At 61.1% G+C, this 15,276-nt stretch carries 13 protein-coding genes; 7 read left to right on the top strand and 6 right to left on the bottom strand.

Features of this window, described 5'->3' with window-relative positions; genetic code table 11:
• Nucleotides 1-59: 59 nt before the first annotated feature.
• Entirely contained in the window at nt 60-518 is a 459-nt protein-coding gene (locus ACQZ40_RS19480) for an Lrp/AsnC family transcriptional regulator (RefSeq protein WP_003500727.1), read from the bottom strand.
• A 127-nt stretch (nt 519-645) separates the two neighbouring features.
• Here ACQZ40_RS19480 and alr point away from each other — a divergent pair, with 127 nt between their 5' ends.
• A complete protein-coding gene (alr, locus tag ACQZ40_RS19475; RefSeq protein ID WP_448748503.1) occupies nt 646-1,812 on the top strand; it encodes an alanine racemase in 1,167 nt (388 codons plus the stop codon).
• Between the two features lie 7 nt (nt 1,813-1,819).
• Nucleotides 1,820-3,076 (top strand): D-amino acid dehydrogenase, encoded by a 1,257-nt coding sequence (locus tag ACQZ40_RS19470; RefSeq protein WP_078052554.1) that lies wholly within the window; start codon nt 1,820-1,822, stop codon nt 3,074-3,076.
• 48 nt (nt 3,077-3,124) lie between these two features.
• Here ACQZ40_RS19470 and ACQZ40_RS19465 read toward each other — a convergent pair whose 3' ends face one another.
• A complete protein-coding gene (locus ACQZ40_RS19465; protein ID WP_003519916.1) occupies nt 3,125-3,835 on the bottom strand; it encodes a GntR family transcriptional regulator in 711 nt (236 codons plus the stop codon).
• Between the two features lie 179 nt (nt 3,836-4,014).
• On the opposite strand from ACQZ40_RS19465, the gene ACQZ40_RS19460 reads away from it, so the two are divergent.
• Entirely contained in the window at nt 4,015-4,491 is a 477-nt protein-coding gene (locus tag ACQZ40_RS19460) for a BA14K family protein (RefSeq protein ID WP_078052553.1), read from the top strand.
• An 86-nt stretch (nt 4,492-4,577) separates the two neighbouring features.
• On the opposite strand, the gene ACQZ40_RS19455 is transcribed toward ACQZ40_RS19460, so the two are convergent.
• Together ACQZ40_RS19455 and ACQZ40_RS19450 are read right to left on the bottom strand one after the other, a co-directional pair.
• Complete coding sequence (locus tag ACQZ40_RS19455) at nt 4,578-5,942, bottom strand: sigma-54-dependent transcriptional regulator (RefSeq protein ID WP_443407738.1); 1,365 nt, start codon at nt 5,940-5,942, stop codon at nt 4,578-4,580.
• Nucleotide 5,943: 1 nt separating this feature from the next.
• Complete coding sequence (locus tag ACQZ40_RS19450) at nt 5,944-7,785, bottom strand: sensor histidine kinase (protein ID WP_271045745.1); 1,842 nt, start codon at nt 7,783-7,785, stop codon at nt 5,944-5,946.
• 236 nt (nt 7,786-8,021) lie between these two features.
• On the opposite strand from ACQZ40_RS19450, the gene ACQZ40_RS19445 reads away from it, so the two are divergent.
• Nucleotides 8,022-9,368: a dicarboxylate/amino acid:cation symporter gene (locus tag ACQZ40_RS19445; RefSeq protein ID WP_448748502.1), complete on the top strand. Its 1,347-nt coding sequence runs from the start codon at nt 8,022-8,024 to the stop codon at nt 9,366-9,368.
• Nucleotides 9,369-9,551: 183 nt separating this feature from the next.
• Entirely contained in the window at nt 9,552-9,989 is a 438-nt protein-coding gene (locus ACQZ40_RS19440; protein WP_127755823.1) for an EamA family transporter, read from the top strand.
• 39 nt (nt 9,990-10,028) lie between these two features.
• Here ACQZ40_RS19440 and ACQZ40_RS19435 read toward each other — a convergent pair whose 3' ends face one another.
• Together ACQZ40_RS19435 and ACQZ40_RS19430 are read right to left on the bottom strand one after the other, a co-directional pair.
• The gene (locus ACQZ40_RS19435) at nt 10,029-11,381 is read right to left on the bottom strand and encodes an aspartate aminotransferase family protein (protein ID WP_271045744.1); all 1,353 of its coding nucleotides are present in this window, start codon (nt 11,379-11,381) and stop codon (nt 10,029-10,031) included.
• 36 nt (nt 11,382-11,417) lie between these two features.
• On the bottom strand, nt 11,418-12,152 hold the full coding sequence (locus ACQZ40_RS19430) for an SDR family NAD(P)-dependent oxidoreductase (RefSeq protein WP_065655602.1): 735 nt from the start codon (nt 12,150-12,152) through the stop codon (nt 11,418-11,420).
• A 234-nt stretch (nt 12,153-12,386) separates the two neighbouring features.
• On the opposite strand from ACQZ40_RS19430, the gene ACQZ40_RS19425 reads away from it, so the two are divergent.
• Both ACQZ40_RS19425 and ACQZ40_RS19420 read left to right on the top strand, forming a co-directional pair.
• Nucleotides 12,387-14,033: a GNAT family N-acetyltransferase gene (locus ACQZ40_RS19425; RefSeq protein ID WP_125146977.1), complete on the top strand. Its 1,647-nt coding sequence runs from the start codon at nt 12,387-12,389 to the stop codon at nt 14,031-14,033.
• A 60-nt stretch (nt 14,034-14,093) separates the two neighbouring features.
• Nucleotides 14,094-15,248 (top strand): amidohydrolase, encoded by a 1,155-nt coding sequence (locus ACQZ40_RS19420; RefSeq protein WP_448748501.1) that lies wholly within the window; start codon nt 14,094-14,096, stop codon nt 15,246-15,248.
• Nucleotides 15,249-15,276 lie beyond the last annotated feature (28 nt).

The following is a 15,276-nucleotide window of genomic DNA, read 5'->3' as shown; positions in this document are numbered from 1 at the left end:
TCCCCCCTTGAGGGGGAGATGTCCGGCAGGACAGAGGGGGGTGGCCGCGAGCTCCGACGCTACCGCGCCTTCGGCGTCGCCAACACATTCCGGATCGCAAAACTCGAATGAATGCGCGAAACCCCAGGCAACTTCGACAGAATTTCCTTGTGAATCCGCTCGAAATCCCCAGCACTTTCCGCCTCGCAGCGCAGGAAATAATCCGAACCGCCCGTCATCAGATAACATTCGCGGATTTCCGGATAGCGCCGCACCGCATTTTCGAAACGGTTGAGAAAATCCTCCGTCTGGCGGTCGAGCGTGATCTGGACGATAACCGAAATCACCTCGCCACCGGCAAGGCCGCTGGTCAGCGCCGTATATCCCCGGATAATCCCTTCCCGCTCGAGAATATCGACGCGGCGAAGGCAGGCGGATGCGGAAAGCCCGACTTCTGCTGCCAGTTTCGCATTGCTGATGCGGGCATTGAGCCGAAGCAGGCGGATAATGTGGCGGTCGGTCGCATCGAGTGACGACATAGAAGATTCCAATCAGCAAAAGAAAATTGCGTGATTACTAGCTCTATCGCATTTTCTTCGAACAATCGCCAAGAAATTCGATAATCGTTGCAATACCCTCATGGGATAAAAATGAGGGTGAACGACCATGGACATGCAGATCAGCCGCCAGCAGGCCGCCGGTGGTGCAAGCGGTCATCTGACCATCGATCTCGGCGCATTGCGCGACAATTATCTGACCCTTGCGGCCATGGCGCCCGCATCTCAGACGGCAGCGGTGGTCAAGGCGGATGCATATGGTCTCGGCGCGGATGTCGTCTCGCAGGTCCTGTTCGAGGCGGGTTGCCGCAACTTCTTCGTTGCCCATGTCGATGAAGCGCTGGCGTTGCGGCTGCGGCTTTCGGCAGAAGCGCGGATTTTTGTTCTCAACGGTCTTCAGCCCGGCAACGAGACTTCCTGCGCCGCCATGGCCATCACCCCGGTTCTGAATTCGCTGGAGCAGATCGCCCAATGGTCGGCCCACGCCAAAAAGCTTGGCAAGAAGCTCACCGCCGCGGTGCAGATCGATACCGGCATGTGCCGTCTCGGCCTCTCTCCCGAAGAACTTGAAATCCTAGCCTCCCGGCCGCAATTGCTGAATGGTATCGACATCACCTTCGTCATGAGCCACCTCGCCTGCGCCGACGAACCGGACCATGCCTCCAATGCCGCGCAGCTTGCGGTGATGCGCAAAGCCGCCATTGCCTTTCCCGCAGCGCCCGTCTGCTTTTCGAATTCCGGCGGCATCTTTCTGGGCAATGATTACCACAACCACCTGCTGCGCCCCGGCATCGCGCTTTATGGCGGCGCGCCCTCCGTTGCACGCCCCAACCCGATGAAGCCGGTCGTTCGCCTCGATCTGGCCGTCATCCAGACCCGCACCGTTCCCGCCGGTTCGCTGGTCGGTTACGGCGGCTCCTTCGAAGCGGCCGGGCCGACGCGTCTGGCAACCATCGCCGCCGGTTACGCTGACGGCCTGCCACGTTCGCTCAGCAATCGTGGCGCGGCGTGGTATAACGGCGTGCGCCTGCCGATTGCGGGCCGCGTTTCCATGGACAGCATCATTCTCGACATATCCGCCCTGCCCGAGGGAACATTGACCCAGGGCAGTCTTGTGCAGATGATCGGTCCGGACCAGACGCTGGAAGACATCGCCGAGGATGCGGGCACGATCGCCTATGAAATCCTGACCGGCCTCGGACGCCGCTATCGACGCCTTTATATACAGCCGGGAGAAACCCCGGCAGCCGCTTCAACATCAGTCAATCACAAGTGAGACGATCATGAACGTCACTATCCTCGGAGCCGGCGTTGTCGGCGTGACATCCGCCTGGTATCTGGCCAAAGCCGGGCACAAGGTGACGGTGATCGACCGCCAGCCCGCCGCGGCGCTCGAAACCAGCTTCGCCAATGCCGGCGAGGTTTCGCCCGGCTATTCCTCGCCCTGGGCAGCGCCCGGCATTCCGGTGAAGGCGATGAAATGGCTGTTCATGAAACACGCGCCTCTCATCATCCGCCCCACTGCCGATCCGGCCGCATGGCGCTGGATGAGCCAGATGCTGCGCAACTGCACCTCGGCGCGTTATGCCATCAACAAAAGCCGCATGGTGCGCGTTGCCGAATATAGCCGCGATTGTCTGATGGCGCTGCGCGAAGAGACCGGCATCGAATATGACCAGCGCATGCAGGGCACGCTGGAGGTGTTCCGCACCCAGAAGCAGTTCGACGCCATCGGCAAGGATGTCGACGTGCTGACGGCGGGCGGCGTGCCTTTCGAGATTCTCGACCGCGACGGCTGCGCCGCCATCGAACCCGGTCTTTCTCCTTCGAAGGAAAAGATCGTCGGCGGCCTGCGCCTGCCCGGCGATGAAACCGGCGACTGCTTCATGTTCACCACCGAACTTGCCCGCATGGCCGAAGAGGCGGGCGTTACCTTCCTTTACGATACGGGCATCATGCGCCCCATCGTCGAGGCAGGGCGCGTCAAGGCTGTGGAGACCACCCGCGGGCTGGTGGAGGCCGATATTTTCGTGGCGGCACTGGGCAGCTATTCGCCGCAGTTCGTGCGCCAGCTTGGCCTTACCCTGCCGGTTTACCCGGTCAAGGGTTACTCCATAACGGTTCCAATCGTGAAAAAGGAGCGCGCGCCCGTTTCCACGGTCATGGACGAGACGTTCAAGGTGGCGATTACCCGCCTCGGCTCACGCATCCGTGCCGGCGGCATGGCGGAAATCGCCGGTTTCAGCAAGGATTTGCCGGCGGCCCGGCAGGAAACGCTGGCCCATTCGGTGGAAGACCTGTTCGGCGGCGCGGGCGACCAGACCCAGGCAAAATTCTGGTGCGGCCTGCGTCCGATGACGCCGGACGGCACGCCTGTCATCGGCGCCACCCGCTACAGCAATCTATATCTCAACACCGGCCACGGCACGCTTGGCTGGACCATGTCCTGCGGCTCCGCCCGGGTGCTCGCCGATCTCATCAGCGGCAACAAGCCGGAGATCGACACGCACGATCTGGCGATCAGCCGTTACGCCGCCTGACGCGCAATCAACCCGCCATTCCCGTCCCGCGACGGGGATGGCGGTCAATCAGAGCGCCAGCGCATCCTTCAGCGCCAGACCTTCCATCATGCGCAGGTCGAGATCGGCCTCGATGTGGTCGAGATGCTGCAACATGAGCGCGCGGGCCTTTGCCGTATCCTTCGCCTCAAGCGCATCAAGGAGATCGGCGTGATCATTGTGGCCGCAGCTTGAAACACCAGAGCGCCCGTAAAGCGCAATGACCAGCGACGAGCGGGCGACCAGCTCGTCCATAAATTTTTCCAGAATGGCGTTGCCGGCAAGCGAGGCCAGCATCAGGTGGAAATCGCCCGATGCCTTGATTTCCGCGCGTCTGGCGCTCGGGCCGCGCTCATGCTGGTGGCGGCTTTCCTGCACCAGATGCTCACGCAGCCGCTTCACCGCCGCAGGCGTGATTTTTTCGATCGCGGCATCCACGACGCCGGGTTCGATCAACCGTCGCGACGCGAACACCTGCCGCGCTTCATCCGGCGTTGGATTGGAGACGAAGGCGCCCCGGTTGCGCTCGGCCTTCACCAGCCCCTCATAGGCCAGCATTTGAAGTGCGGCGCGCACCACCGTGCGGCTAACATCGAACAGCGTTCCCACTTCCGATTCCGACAGTTTGGTTCCCGGCGCCAGCCGCCGGTCGACAATGGCGTCACGCAGCGTATCGCGAATGGCCTGGGCACGGTCTTCATGCGAGGTGTCGGAATTGACGGTTATCTGGGAAAGGCTCATCGGTGCGTCCTGTTTGTTCTTGAGTTCTAGCGCGAAGTGCGTCGCGCGCAAACAGGAATTGCGGGCCGCCGCCGGTCTGCCACAATTCATTCAGCGCCCGTTCAGCAGCCGCGCTGTATTTCCTTAACCATCGAATTTGCAACTGGCAGCGCCCTGCCACCTGTATGGAAGAACACACCATGTCGTCCTTTGCAGCTAAAACCGTTCTGGCCGTCGCCGTCGCCGCCGCCACCATTGTTCCCTTGAGCAGCGCATCCGCTGGCGACTGGGACCGCCGCGACCGTCGCGATGCCGCCATTCTCGGTGGCGTGCTCGGCCTTGCCGCCGGTGTCGCCGTGGGCTCCGCAATGTCGCGTCCGGCGCCAGCTTACGAAGAGCGCGTCTATGTCGACGAGCCGAGCTATATCGATGAAGAGCCGGATTACCGTTATTATCGCGCAGCACCCCAGCCGGTTTACCGCCCGGCACCCGTCTATCGCGCCCAGCCGGTTTACGACAGCCGCCCGGTCTACAACCAGCGCCGCACCTATCGCACCATCGAGCCCTGGACCAACGCCTGGTACGATTATTGCTCGCAGCGTTACCGGAGCTTCAACACCCGCACCGGCACCTATACGGATTATGATGGCCAGCGCCATTTCTGCGTCGCGGGTTGATCGGGAAGACCTTCAACACGGTTACCGTTATTGCCAGGCCGCGGACGGAAACGTCCGCGGCTTTTTCATGCGCGCTTCGCGCCATCTTACGCCGTGCCGCTCCTCACATAATCCGCCCGGTTGATGCCGTGGCGCTGCAGCTTGTCGTAAAAGGTCTTGCGGGCGATGCCGAGCGTGGCGATGGTTTCCGCCACGTCGCCATTCGATTGTTCCAGCGTTTCGCGGATGATGCGCGCCTCGATCTCATCCATGCGCTCCGGCAGCGTTCCGGAAGCGGGGATTGTGGATTGCAACGCAGGCGCCGTCGCCGGTTCCGTCTCCAGCCCCAGAACCACCCTTTCGGCGAAATGTCCGAGTTCGCGCACATTGCCAGGCCAGTCGTGGTCGTTAAGGCGGCGGGAAATGCCGGCGCTGATCTGCGGCACCGCCATGTTGAAACGGTTGGCCGCCTTGGTGACGAAGTGGGAAAACAACAGCGGAATATCCGCCTTGCGTTCGCGCAGCGGCGGAATGGACAGCGTCACCACATTCAGCCGGTAATAGAGATCCTCACGAAACGTGCCGCGCTCGGACGGATCGCCAAGATCGACCTTGGCCGCCGCGACCACACGAATATCGACCGGCCGCTCCTCATTCGACCCCAGCGGCGAGACCTCACGCATTTCCAGCACACGCAGCATCTTCACCTGCACCGCAAGCGGCATGCTTTCGATTTCGTCCAGAAACAGGGTGCCGCCACTCGAATGTTCGATGCGGCCGACGCGCTTTTTCTGCGCGCCGGTGAAAGCCCCCGGCTCATGGCCGAAGAGCTCGCTCTCGATCACCGTTTCCGGCAGCGCCCCGCAATTCAGCGCCACGAAATTGCCCTTTGAGCGTTTCTTGCTCCAGCGGTGAAGGGCCGTCGCCACCACTTCCTTGCCGCTGCCGGTCTCGCCCGCCACCAGCACATCCACATCCGTATCGGCAATGTGCCTGAGCGTGGTGCGCAGGCGCTCCATGGCGGGCGTCTGGCCGATCAGCGGTAAATCATCCTCAGCCTGTCCCGCCGCCCGGCGAAGCGCCCGGTTTTCCAGCACGAGGCGGCGCTTTTCCAGCGCCCGGCGGGCGCTTTCCACCATGCGTTCAGCGGGAAATGGCTTGGCGATGAAATCATAAGCGCCATTGTGAAGCGCATCGACCGCCATCGGCACATCGCCATGACCGGTGATGAGAATGACCGGCAGATCGGCATCGATCTTGCGAACATGGTCGAAAAATTCGAGCCCGGTCATGCCGGGCATACGTACATCGGTGATGACGACGCCGTCGAAATCCTCGTTCAAAGCCGCAAGCGCCTGTTCTGCGCGGGAAAACGACGTGACCGGCAATCCATCGAGTTCCAGCGTCTGCACCATCGCCTTGCGCAGCTGGGAGTCGTCGTCCACCAGGAATATGGTTCCATCCGCCGTCATGTCATGCTCGCTTCAGAAATACGGAAAAACATGTGCCCGCCTTGCTGCTCGCCACCTCGATGCGCCCGCCATAGTCCGAGGCAATATCGTTGGAGATGACAAGACCGAGGCCGAGGCCGCTTTCCTTTGAGGTGTTGAAGGGCGAAAAAAGCTGGGCGCGGATGGCTTCGGGAATGCCAGTGCCATTGTCGCTGACGGAAAGCACGACCATGTCGCCTTCCTCGCGCACACGAACTTCGACACGCGCCGCCCCAGTCTCTTCAGTGGCTTCCAGCGCGTTTTGCAGAAGGTTGATGAGAATTTGCTCGAGCCGGATACGGCTGCCGAGCACTTTCAGGTCCTGATCCGGCAACACGATATCAAGCGCATCCATCTGCCCAGAGAAGCGGCTGCGCAAAAGCATGACTGCACCTTCGATGACCAGTCGAACACTGACAGGCTCGGCGGCGGTGCGGCCCTTGCGCGCCAATATCTTCAGGTCGCCGGTAATGGTGCCGATACGCTCGGTCAGCGCCGCGATGTTTTCGAGATTTTCGTTGGCCTCGGACATGCGGTCGCGTTTCAGCAGGGTGCGGGCATTGTCGGCAAAGGCGCGGATCGTCGCGACCGGCTGGTTGATCTCGTGCGCCACGCCCGCCGCCACCTGCCCCAGAATGGAAAGGCGGTTGGCCTGCACCAGTTCGTGCTGCACATTGCGCAACTCGCCCGAGGTCTTTTCATGCAGGGCGATTTCGGCCTGCAGATGATCGCGGGTCTTCGTCAGGTCGCGGGTCCGCTCCTGCACCTTCATTTCCAGCTCGGCGCGGGCACGCTGCTCCTCTTCCTTTTCCTTGAGCGCCTTATGCCTGCGCCACAGCCACAGGGCCGAAAGCGCCATCAGCGGCATCAGCGTCGCCAGCGCCACCACCCTGCCCTCGCGGATGGCGGCATTCAGCGCCGGCGCGACCGGTTGGAGATAGTGCAGCGTCCATGAAGTGGTCGGCACCGGCACTTCCAGCCGCAGATAATCGCCGCGTTCCCTCCCCGGCTCATCGACATGAATGAGCGGAACATCCTCGCTCGCGCGCCGCGCCGCGCGAAACGGCAGCGTTGAAAGCGCCTCATTGCCGAATTGCAGGCTCTCGGAGATGATTTTCCGCCGCGCCTCATCGATCGGCGCAACGGTCTTGAAGCGCCATTCCGGCACGCTGGTCATCAGCACGACGCCGTTTCTGTCGACCACATAGACCGGCTTGCCGCCGATGTTCCAGTCTGTCTCCAGCCGGTTGAACTCGACCTTGGCAATGACGACGCCAAGCGGCCGCCCATCGGCGGCATCGATGCGGCGGGAGATATAAAGACCCGGCCGGCGGCTGACATTGCCGAGAGCATAATGTTCGGACATGCCGGTCTTCATCGCGGCCTGGAAATATTCGCGGAAAGCATAATTGGAGCCGACAAAGCTGTCATCCTGCCGCCAGTTGCTCGACGCAATGGTCAATCCGGTCGGCCCGGTCACATAAATCACCGAGGATTGTGTGCCTTCAATCAGCCCCTCCAGCTTGCGGTTCAACCGGTCGAGGGCAGGAGCACCGCCGCCATCCAGCGCGGCGGCAAGATCGGGATCTCCGGAGAGGACAAGCGGAATGGCGCGCGGCCGCTCCAGCGCGACATTCAGGAGCGCGATCTTCAGTTCGGCATCCGTGGCGGCCTCGGAACCGGCCATGCGCATCGCCTGATTGCGGGCGAACTCATCGGCCACCAGCAGAACGCCAAGACTGACGAGCAGCCACAGGCCCGCCAGCGCCAGCCATTGCGCCCGCCGCTTCGCATGGGAATAAGATGCCAGATCCTGATAAGTCATGCGGCAATTGTGCGGATTTACACACAGACCGCAAGAGATCTTGTCCGGAATTCCGCACAAATACATGTGGGCCGATGAAGCGCCAATAAAAACTACTTTTGAAATCAGCCAGTTACACCAAATAAGCAAGTCTGGCATGCGTATTGCACATGACTCCGCAATCGGCGCGAAGCCGTCAACGTCACGGCGATCCCGGGAGGCCAATAAAGGCAGGGTGAGGCCGAGGAGGAAAAAACATGATCGATACGACAGCCGTGGCCGCAGGCCACGCCAAGCAGCCATTCTACAAGCACCTGTATTTCCAGGTTCTGGTGGCCATCATCGCCGGTATCGCGCTCGGCCATTTCTATCCGGCCTTCGGCGAACAGCTGAAGCCGCTTGGCGACGGCTTCATCCGCCTCGTCAAGATGATCATCGCTCCCGTCATCTTCCTCACCGTCGCAACCGGCATCGCCGGCATGAACGACATGAAAAAGGTGGGTCGCGTGGCCGGTAAGGCCATGATCTACTTCCTCGTATTCTCCACGCTCGCGCTCATCGTTGGCCTCATCGTCGCCAACACCGTGCAGCCGGGCGCGGGCATGAATATCGATCCCGCCACGCTGGATGCAAAGGCAGTCGCGACCTACGCCGACAAGGCCCATGAGCAGACCATCACCGGCTTCCTGATGAACATCATCCCGACCACCATCGTCGGCGCTTTCGCCAGCGGTGACATTCTGCAGGTGCTGTTCTTCTCGGTTCTGTTCGGTATCGCGCTCGGCATCGTCGGCGAAAAGGGCAAGACCGTCACCGATTTCATGCACGCCCTGATGTATCCGATCTTCAAACTGGTCGCGATCCTGATGAAGGCCGCCCCCATCGGCGCTTTCGGCGCCATGGCCTTCACCATCGGCAAATACGGCATCTCGTCCGTCACCAACCTCGCAATGCTGATCGGCACCTTCTACGTCACGTCCTTCCTGTTCGTGTTCGTGGTTCTCGGCGCGGTATGCCGTTACAACGGTTTCTCCATCGTCGCGCTCATCCGCTACATCAAGGAAGAGCTGCTGCTGGTTCTCGGCACCTCCTCTTCCGAAGCCGCCCTGCCGGGCCTGATGAGCAAGATGGAAAAGGCGGGCTGCAAGCGCTCCGTCGTCGGTCTCGTCATCCCCACCGGTTATTCCTTCAACCTTGACGGCACCAACATCTACATGACGCTGGCGGCCCTCTTCATCGCGCAGGCGACCGGCATTCACCTCTCCTTCGGCGAACAGATTCTGCTGCTGCTCGTTGCCATGCTCTCCTCCAAGGGTGCGGCCGGCATCACCGGCGCGGGCTTCATCACGCTCGCGGCAACCCTCTCCGTTGTGCCTTCGGTTCCCGTCGCCGGCATGGCGCTGATCCTCGGCATCGACCGTTTCATGTCGGAATGCCGCGCCCTCACCAACTTCGTCGGCAACGCAGTTGCCACCATCGTCGTCGCCCGCTGGGAAGGCGAACTGGATCAGGATCAGCTTGCCCGCGTGCTGAGCGGCCAGGAAGAGTTCACCGGAATCGCCGATGTGGATCAGCTTCCGGCTTCGGTGCAGCCCGCCGAATAATAAGACCTCCCAAGGTCCGGCCTGTCCCGGTTTCTCCGGGCAGGCACATATGGAAAGCCCGGCGCATCGACAGGATGCGCCGGGCTTTCTTTGTTCAGGCTCGCGCCCACTAAACGGGGTTTTTATCGGCCGGAAGATGCGGTAGAGCCGAAGCGGAACAAATGCGATAAGCGGAGTGGCGGCATGAAGAACCTGTTTCTGGCCTGGCAATTCTGGGCGCTGCTATCGGCAGCCTTTGCGGCGCTCACCGCCATCTTTGCGAAGGTCGGCGTCGAAAATATCAATTCCGATTTCGCCACTCTCATCCGCACCGTCGTCATTCTCGCCGCCGCCGGCCTGATGGTTTACATCACCGGCAACTGGCAGCAGCCTTCCACCATCTCGGGTAAAACCTGGCTGTTCCTCGTGCTTTCGGGACTGGCCACCGGCGCATCGTGGATATGTTATTTCCGGGCGCTGAAACTCGGAGACGCCGCCCGCGTCGCGCCCATAGACAAGCTGAGCGTCGTGTTTGTTGCCGTCTTTGCGGTGCTGTTTCTGGGCGAAAGGCTGTCTTTGCCCAACTGGCTCGGCGTGGTGCTGATCGCCTGCGGCGCGGTGCTTGTGGCCTATCGGGGATAGGCCAGCCGGATAAACCGGCCGGCACAATTGCTGAAGTCATCAGCCTCGGGCAGCCGCAACCTTGTCGAGACCACGCTTCACACCGGCAAACAGCTCGTCCAGCTGTTCGGCCGTAATGATGAGCGGCGGGCAGAAGCAGATGGACTCGCCGATAGGCCGCGTGATGACACCCTCCTCCTCGATGGCCGCGGCAAGGGCGAGCGTGGTATCGCCGGGCTTCATGCCCTCCCATGGCTTCACCTCCAGCGCGCCGATCAGGCCGATACCGCGCGAGGAATGAATAAGCGGGTGATCGGCGAGCGCCTTCAGATGATCGAGAAACTTGCCTTCCAGCCGGGCGACGTTACCGACCAGATCGCGCTCCTGAATGATCTTCAGGTTCTCCAGCCCCACAGCTGTTGCGACGGGATGGCCGGAGGCGGTGTAACCATGGCCGAAGGAGCCGATGCGGTCGGATTCGTCGGCAATCGGCTGGTAGAAATTGTCATTCATGATGATCGCCGAAAGCGGCATATAGGACGACGAAATCTGCTTGGAGACGACAAGCACATCCGGCTTGATGCCATAGGTCTCGCAGGCGAACATCTTGCCGGTTCGGCCGAAACCGCAGATCACCTCATCCACCACAAGCAGAATATCGTATTTCTTCAGGATCGCCTGAACGCCTTCCCAATAACCTTCGGGCGGCAAAAGAACGCCGCCGGCGCCCATTACCGGCTCGCCCCAGAAAGCGGCAATGGTTTCCGGGCCTTCGCGAAGAATCAAATCCTCCAGCTCTTTCAGGATACGCGCGGTGAAATCCGCCTCGCTTTCCCCTTCCTTTCCAAAATGCACATAGGAGGGGCAAGCCGTATGCAACATGCGGTCCAGCGGCAGGTCGAAGCTTTCATGGTTACGCGGCAGGCCGGTGATTGAGGCCGAGGCAATCGTCACGCCATGATACCCCTTGATGCGGCCGATGATCTTCTTCTTTTCTCGTCTGCCCAGAGCGTTCGAGCGATACCAGACCATCTTGGCGACCAGATCGTTGGCCTCGGAGCCGGAGGAGGTGAAATGCACCTTGGACATCGGCACCGGTGAAAGCTCGATCAGCAGCTCGGCGAGATCAACCGACGGACCGTGCGTCTTGTAGGAAAAGGTGTGGTAATAGGGCAGCTTCTGCATCTGCTTCGTCGCCGCGTCCACCAGCCGCTGTTCACCGAAGCCGAGCGCCACCGACCACAGCCCCGCCATCGCCTCGATATAGCGCTTGCCGCTGCTGTCGGTTACATAGATGCCTTCGCCGCTCTCGATCACCAGACCGCCGGTCTTTTCGAATTTGCGCAGATTGACGTTCGGATGCATCTGATAGGCGATATCGCGTGCCTCGACGGAATTCGGCAGGATGGTCATCGATGAAGGCTCCATTTTCGGTTGATGCTCGGCGTGTCAGACGTGCTGTCCGCCATTGATGTGAATTTCCGCGCCGTTGATGTAGCTCGACTGTTCCGAGCACAGGAAATAGATGGTCTGCGCCACCTCGGCCGTGGTGCCGAGCCGCCCGAGCGGCACCTGGGCTTCCACCAGCTCGGCCGTTCCGGGGGAGAGGATGGCGGTGTTGATCTCGCCCGGCGCAATCGCATTGGCGCGCACGCCGCGCGGACCGAACTCATGCGCCAGCTCGCGCGTCAGCGCCGCAAGCGCCGCCTTCGATGTGGCATAGGCCACGCCGGCAAAAGGATGCACCCGTGAGCCGACAATCGACGTGACGTTGACGATTGAGCCTTTTGCCGCTTCCAGTTCCGGCAAAAGCGCGCGGGCGAGCAGCGCCGTCGAAACAAGATTGACGTTCAGCACCCGCGTCCAGATTTCCGCCGTCGTATCCATGACACCCAGACGGCTGCCACCCTCGCCCTTCGGCGAAATTCCGGCATTGTTGACAAGCGCCGCAAGCTTTCCCTCCGGCAGGCGTGAACGCACCTCGTCCGCCAGATCGTCAATGCGGGACAGGTCCTCCAGATCGGCCTGAATGTGGCTCTCCCGCGCTGACGGCCAACGGCATTCCTCGGAGAAGGGTTGCCGCGATACGGTGAGAATTCTCCAGCCCTTTTCCTGAAACAGCTTGACGGTGGCGTGCCCTATTCCACGGCTTGCGCCGGTCAGAAGCATATAAGGAACAGCCATATGAGAACTCCTGTGCCATGCGGACCGTTGAGCCGGCCGCGCATTCAGCCCCACATGTTAGAGCGCTGCCACCGGCTGACAAGGTCTTTTTTGTCGCGGCGCAGCGATGGCGGATCGGCGACGGGCTAATCCCATTTGATGCACGGCTTTCACCCGAAGGGAATATTTGAAGCCGACCGTTTACCCATAAAATGAAGCCTCCCGAATGTGTGATCAGTATTGGGAGGGGGACGAATGCGTATCGATATCATCGACACGGACGCCGGCTTCGAGGCGATCCGCGAAAACTGGGATGCGGTGTTCATGGCCGATCCCCATGCCCGGCATTTCCTCTCCTGGGGGTGGCTGAGGGACTATATGCCGCGCCGCAGGCGCTGGTTCATTCTTGCGCTGCGCGAACGGGCGGAAGGCTCGCCCTATGTTGCGTTTTTCCCGCTGCGCATCGTCACCGAACCGGACAAAAAAACCGGACGTTTCCACGACAGCATCGTCATGGCCGGCAATGCGGCGGCCGATTACACCGGTTTCATCACCCTGCCGGACTATGAAAATCACGCAGTCGCCGGTTTCTGTTCCTATATCCGCCAGCAAAACTGGACCGAGCTGAAGCTCGATTATCTTTCCGGCCCTCCGGAACGCCGCGACGCTATGATCCGGGCACTTCAGGGCCCGCTCGTCATGTTTCGCGACAACATGCCAACCAACCCCTACAACATCAACAATTGCATCTGCCCGGTGGTGACGCTGCCGGACACGTTCGACGGCTATCTCGACAGTCATATGAGCAGCCAGACCCGGCAGAAGCTGAGGCGTTTCCTGAGAAAAGTGGAAGGCGGCGACGAATATCGCATCACCTTTGCAACGAGGGAAACAATCAAGCGGGACATGGACATCCTGTTCGATTTCTGGCGCATCCGCTGGGCGCCGCACAAAGGCAAGGAACGCACGGAACTCCTGATCGGTGCGACACGGCAGATGCTGATGGACGTCTATATCCGTGGCGACCTGGAAGTGCCGGTGCTGTGGTTCGACGACCAGCCGCTCGGCGCGCTCGCCAATATCATCGACCGCCAGAAGAAATCGGTCCTGTTCTACATTACCGGCCGCGACGAGAACTGGAAGACCCCTTCCCCCGGGCTCGTGCTGCATGGCCATTGCATTCGCAGGGCAATCGAGCAGGGTTTCAAAACCTATGATTTCCTGCGCGGCAACGAGCCTTACAAATATTTCTTCGGGCCGGAGGAGCAGAAGCTGAGCTGCACGCTGTTCCGCACCCGCTCGGGCGACAATCTCGGCGGCACGCTTCACCCGCGCAGCATCCGTTTTGTCTACGAACAGGCCCTCAAACTCTATAAGACCGGCCAGAAGGCGGCCGCCAATATTGCCTTCGCCCAGGTGCTGACTGCGGCACCGGACCATCTCGGCGCGCAATTCGGGCTCGCCAATCTGTTGTTCGACCGGGGTGAATTCCGAGAGGCCGAAATCGCCTTTCTCAGCCTTCTGGCCGCCGGGCAGGAACCCGTTGTCCTTTGGCTGCGCATCGGCGAGGCCCGGCTGGCGCAGCAGCACTACCACGAGGCGTCCGAGGCCTTCCGCCAGGTGACCAATCGCGCGCCCTTCCACCGGGAAGCGCTTTACAAATGCGCCGTGGCGCTGATTGCCGCCGAAAGAACGATGGAAGGTGCGGAAATCCTCGACAGGCTGCAGCACTATCATTCGGACGATGCGGCACATCTGGAATATGCGGAAAAGGCCCGTGCAGCCCTTGCCCGGCTGGAACTGGCAAAAGCCAAGGTTCCGCTGCCAGCCGATGTCGTCACGCTCGCCATCAAGCCGAAAGCGGCGGGCAAACGCTGGCACCCGCCAAAGGTTTTGCATTAAAGGCAACGCCCTGTAAGTTGCGGCAGGAAAAACCGGCCGGACGACTTACAAGGATTTTTGATGTTTCTGACCAACAAGGACATGCTCGATCTCATTGAGCTTCGCCATGATCTTCACCGTCATCCGGAAATCTCCGGCGAGGAGAAGGAAACGGCGCGGCGCATCCGCGCTTTCCTCGAGCAGGCGCAGCCCGACCGGCTTTTCGCCGATCTCGGCGGCCATGGCGTGGCTGCGGTCTATGACAGCGGTAAAAGCGGCCCGGCGATCCTCATCCGTTCGGAACTCGATGCCCTGCCCATTCACGAAAAGAGTGACGCCGAATACCGCTCCGGCACTGATGGCAAAGGCCATCTTTGCGGCCATGACGGCCACTCCACCATTCTGACGGCGCTGGCGCTCGGCCTTTCCCGGCAGCGGCCCGCGACAGGTCGCGTCATCCTTCTGTACCAGCCGGCGGAAGAAACCGGCGCGGGCGCCGCCGCCGTCCTCGCCGACTCGCGTTTTGGGCAGATAAAGCCGGATTATTCCTTTTCGCTCCATAACCTGCCCGGCCTGCCTTTCGGCCATGTCAGCGTGGTGGAGGGCCCGGTCAACTGCGCGTCGCGCGGGGTCAAAATCCACCTTTCCGGCAAGACGGCGCATGCGTCTTCACCTGAACATGGCATTTCCCCGATGCGGGCAATATCCCGGCTGATGCCGGCCTTGGCCGAACTGGGCTCCGGTTTTCCGCCAGAGCCCGATTTTTCGATGGTGACGATCACCCATGCCGTAATGGGCGAAGCCGCCTTCGGAATTTCCCCGGCCGATGCTGAAATCTGGGCGACACTGCGGACACTGACCGACAACCGGATGGAAAAACTCTGCGAGGCTGCGGAAACTCTGGCTAAAAAGGTGGCGGACGAACAGCAGCTGACCCTCGACATCACCTATGACGATATTTTCCTGCATTGCGAAAATGCGCCTGACGCGGTCGGGCATATCCGGCGCGCGCTGGACGAGGAAAAAATCTCCCACGGTTCGGAGGGGCTGCCCATGCGGGCTTCCGAGGATTTCGGCCGCTTTCGCGCCGTTTCGTCATCGGCGATGTTCTTTCTCGGCGCAGGCCGGGACTATCCCAACCTGCATAATCCGGATTACGACTTTCCGGATGCGTTGATCGGCACCGGCGCGCGCATCTTCATGCGCATCATCCGCAACCTCACCGACGCGAGATAGCAGCGACTGTTGCTATATCCAGCCGCGA

The organism is Agrobacterium sp. 16-172Ci, assembly GCF_053522725.1.
This window is presented reverse-complemented; position numbering and strand designations above follow the sequence as displayed.

Coding starts and splice junctions, on each gene's coding strand:
- ACQZ40_RS19480 (WP_003500727.1), bottom strand. CDS start 518: ATGTCGTCACTCGATGCGACCGACCGCCACATTATCCGCCTGCTTCGG.
- alr (WP_448748503.1), top strand. CDS start 646: ATGGACATGCAGATCAGCCGCCAGCAGGCCGCCGGTGGTGCAAGCGGT.
- ACQZ40_RS19470 (WP_078052554.1), top strand. CDS start 1,820: ATGAACGTCACTATCCTCGGAGCCGGCGTTGTCGGCGTGACATCCGCC.
- ACQZ40_RS19465 (WP_003519916.1), bottom strand. CDS start 3,835: ATGAGCCTTTCCCAGATAACCGTCAATTCCGACACCTCGCATGAAGAC.
- ACQZ40_RS19460 (WP_078052553.1), top strand. CDS start 4,015: ATGTCGTCCTTTGCAGCTAAAACCGTTCTGGCCGTCGCCGTCGCCGCC.
- ACQZ40_RS19455 (WP_443407738.1), bottom strand. CDS start 5,942: ATGACGGCGGATGGAACCATATTCCTGGTGGACGACGACTCCCAGCTG.
- ACQZ40_RS19450 (WP_271045745.1), bottom strand. CDS start 7,785: ATGACTTATCAGGATCTGGCATCTTATTCCCATGCGAAGCGGCGGGCG.
- ACQZ40_RS19445 (WP_448748502.1), top strand. CDS start 8,022: ATGATCGATACGACAGCCGTGGCCGCAGGCCACGCCAAGCAGCCATTC.
- ACQZ40_RS19440 (WP_127755823.1), top strand. CDS start 9,552: ATGAAGAACCTGTTTCTGGCCTGGCAATTCTGGGCGCTGCTATCGGCA.
- ACQZ40_RS19435 (WP_271045744.1), bottom strand. CDS start 11,381: ATGACCATCCTGCCGAATTCCGTCGAGGCACGCGATATCGCCTATCAG.
- ACQZ40_RS19430 (WP_065655602.1), bottom strand. CDS start 12,152: ATGGCTGTTCCTTATATGCTTCTGACCGGCGCAAGCCGTGGAATAGGG.
- ACQZ40_RS19425 (WP_125146977.1), top strand. CDS start 12,387: ATGCGTATCGATATCATCGACACGGACGCCGGCTTCGAGGCGATCCGC.
- ACQZ40_RS19420 (WP_448748501.1), top strand. CDS start 14,094: ATGTTTCTGACCAACAAGGACATGCTCGATCTCATTGAGCTTCGCCAT.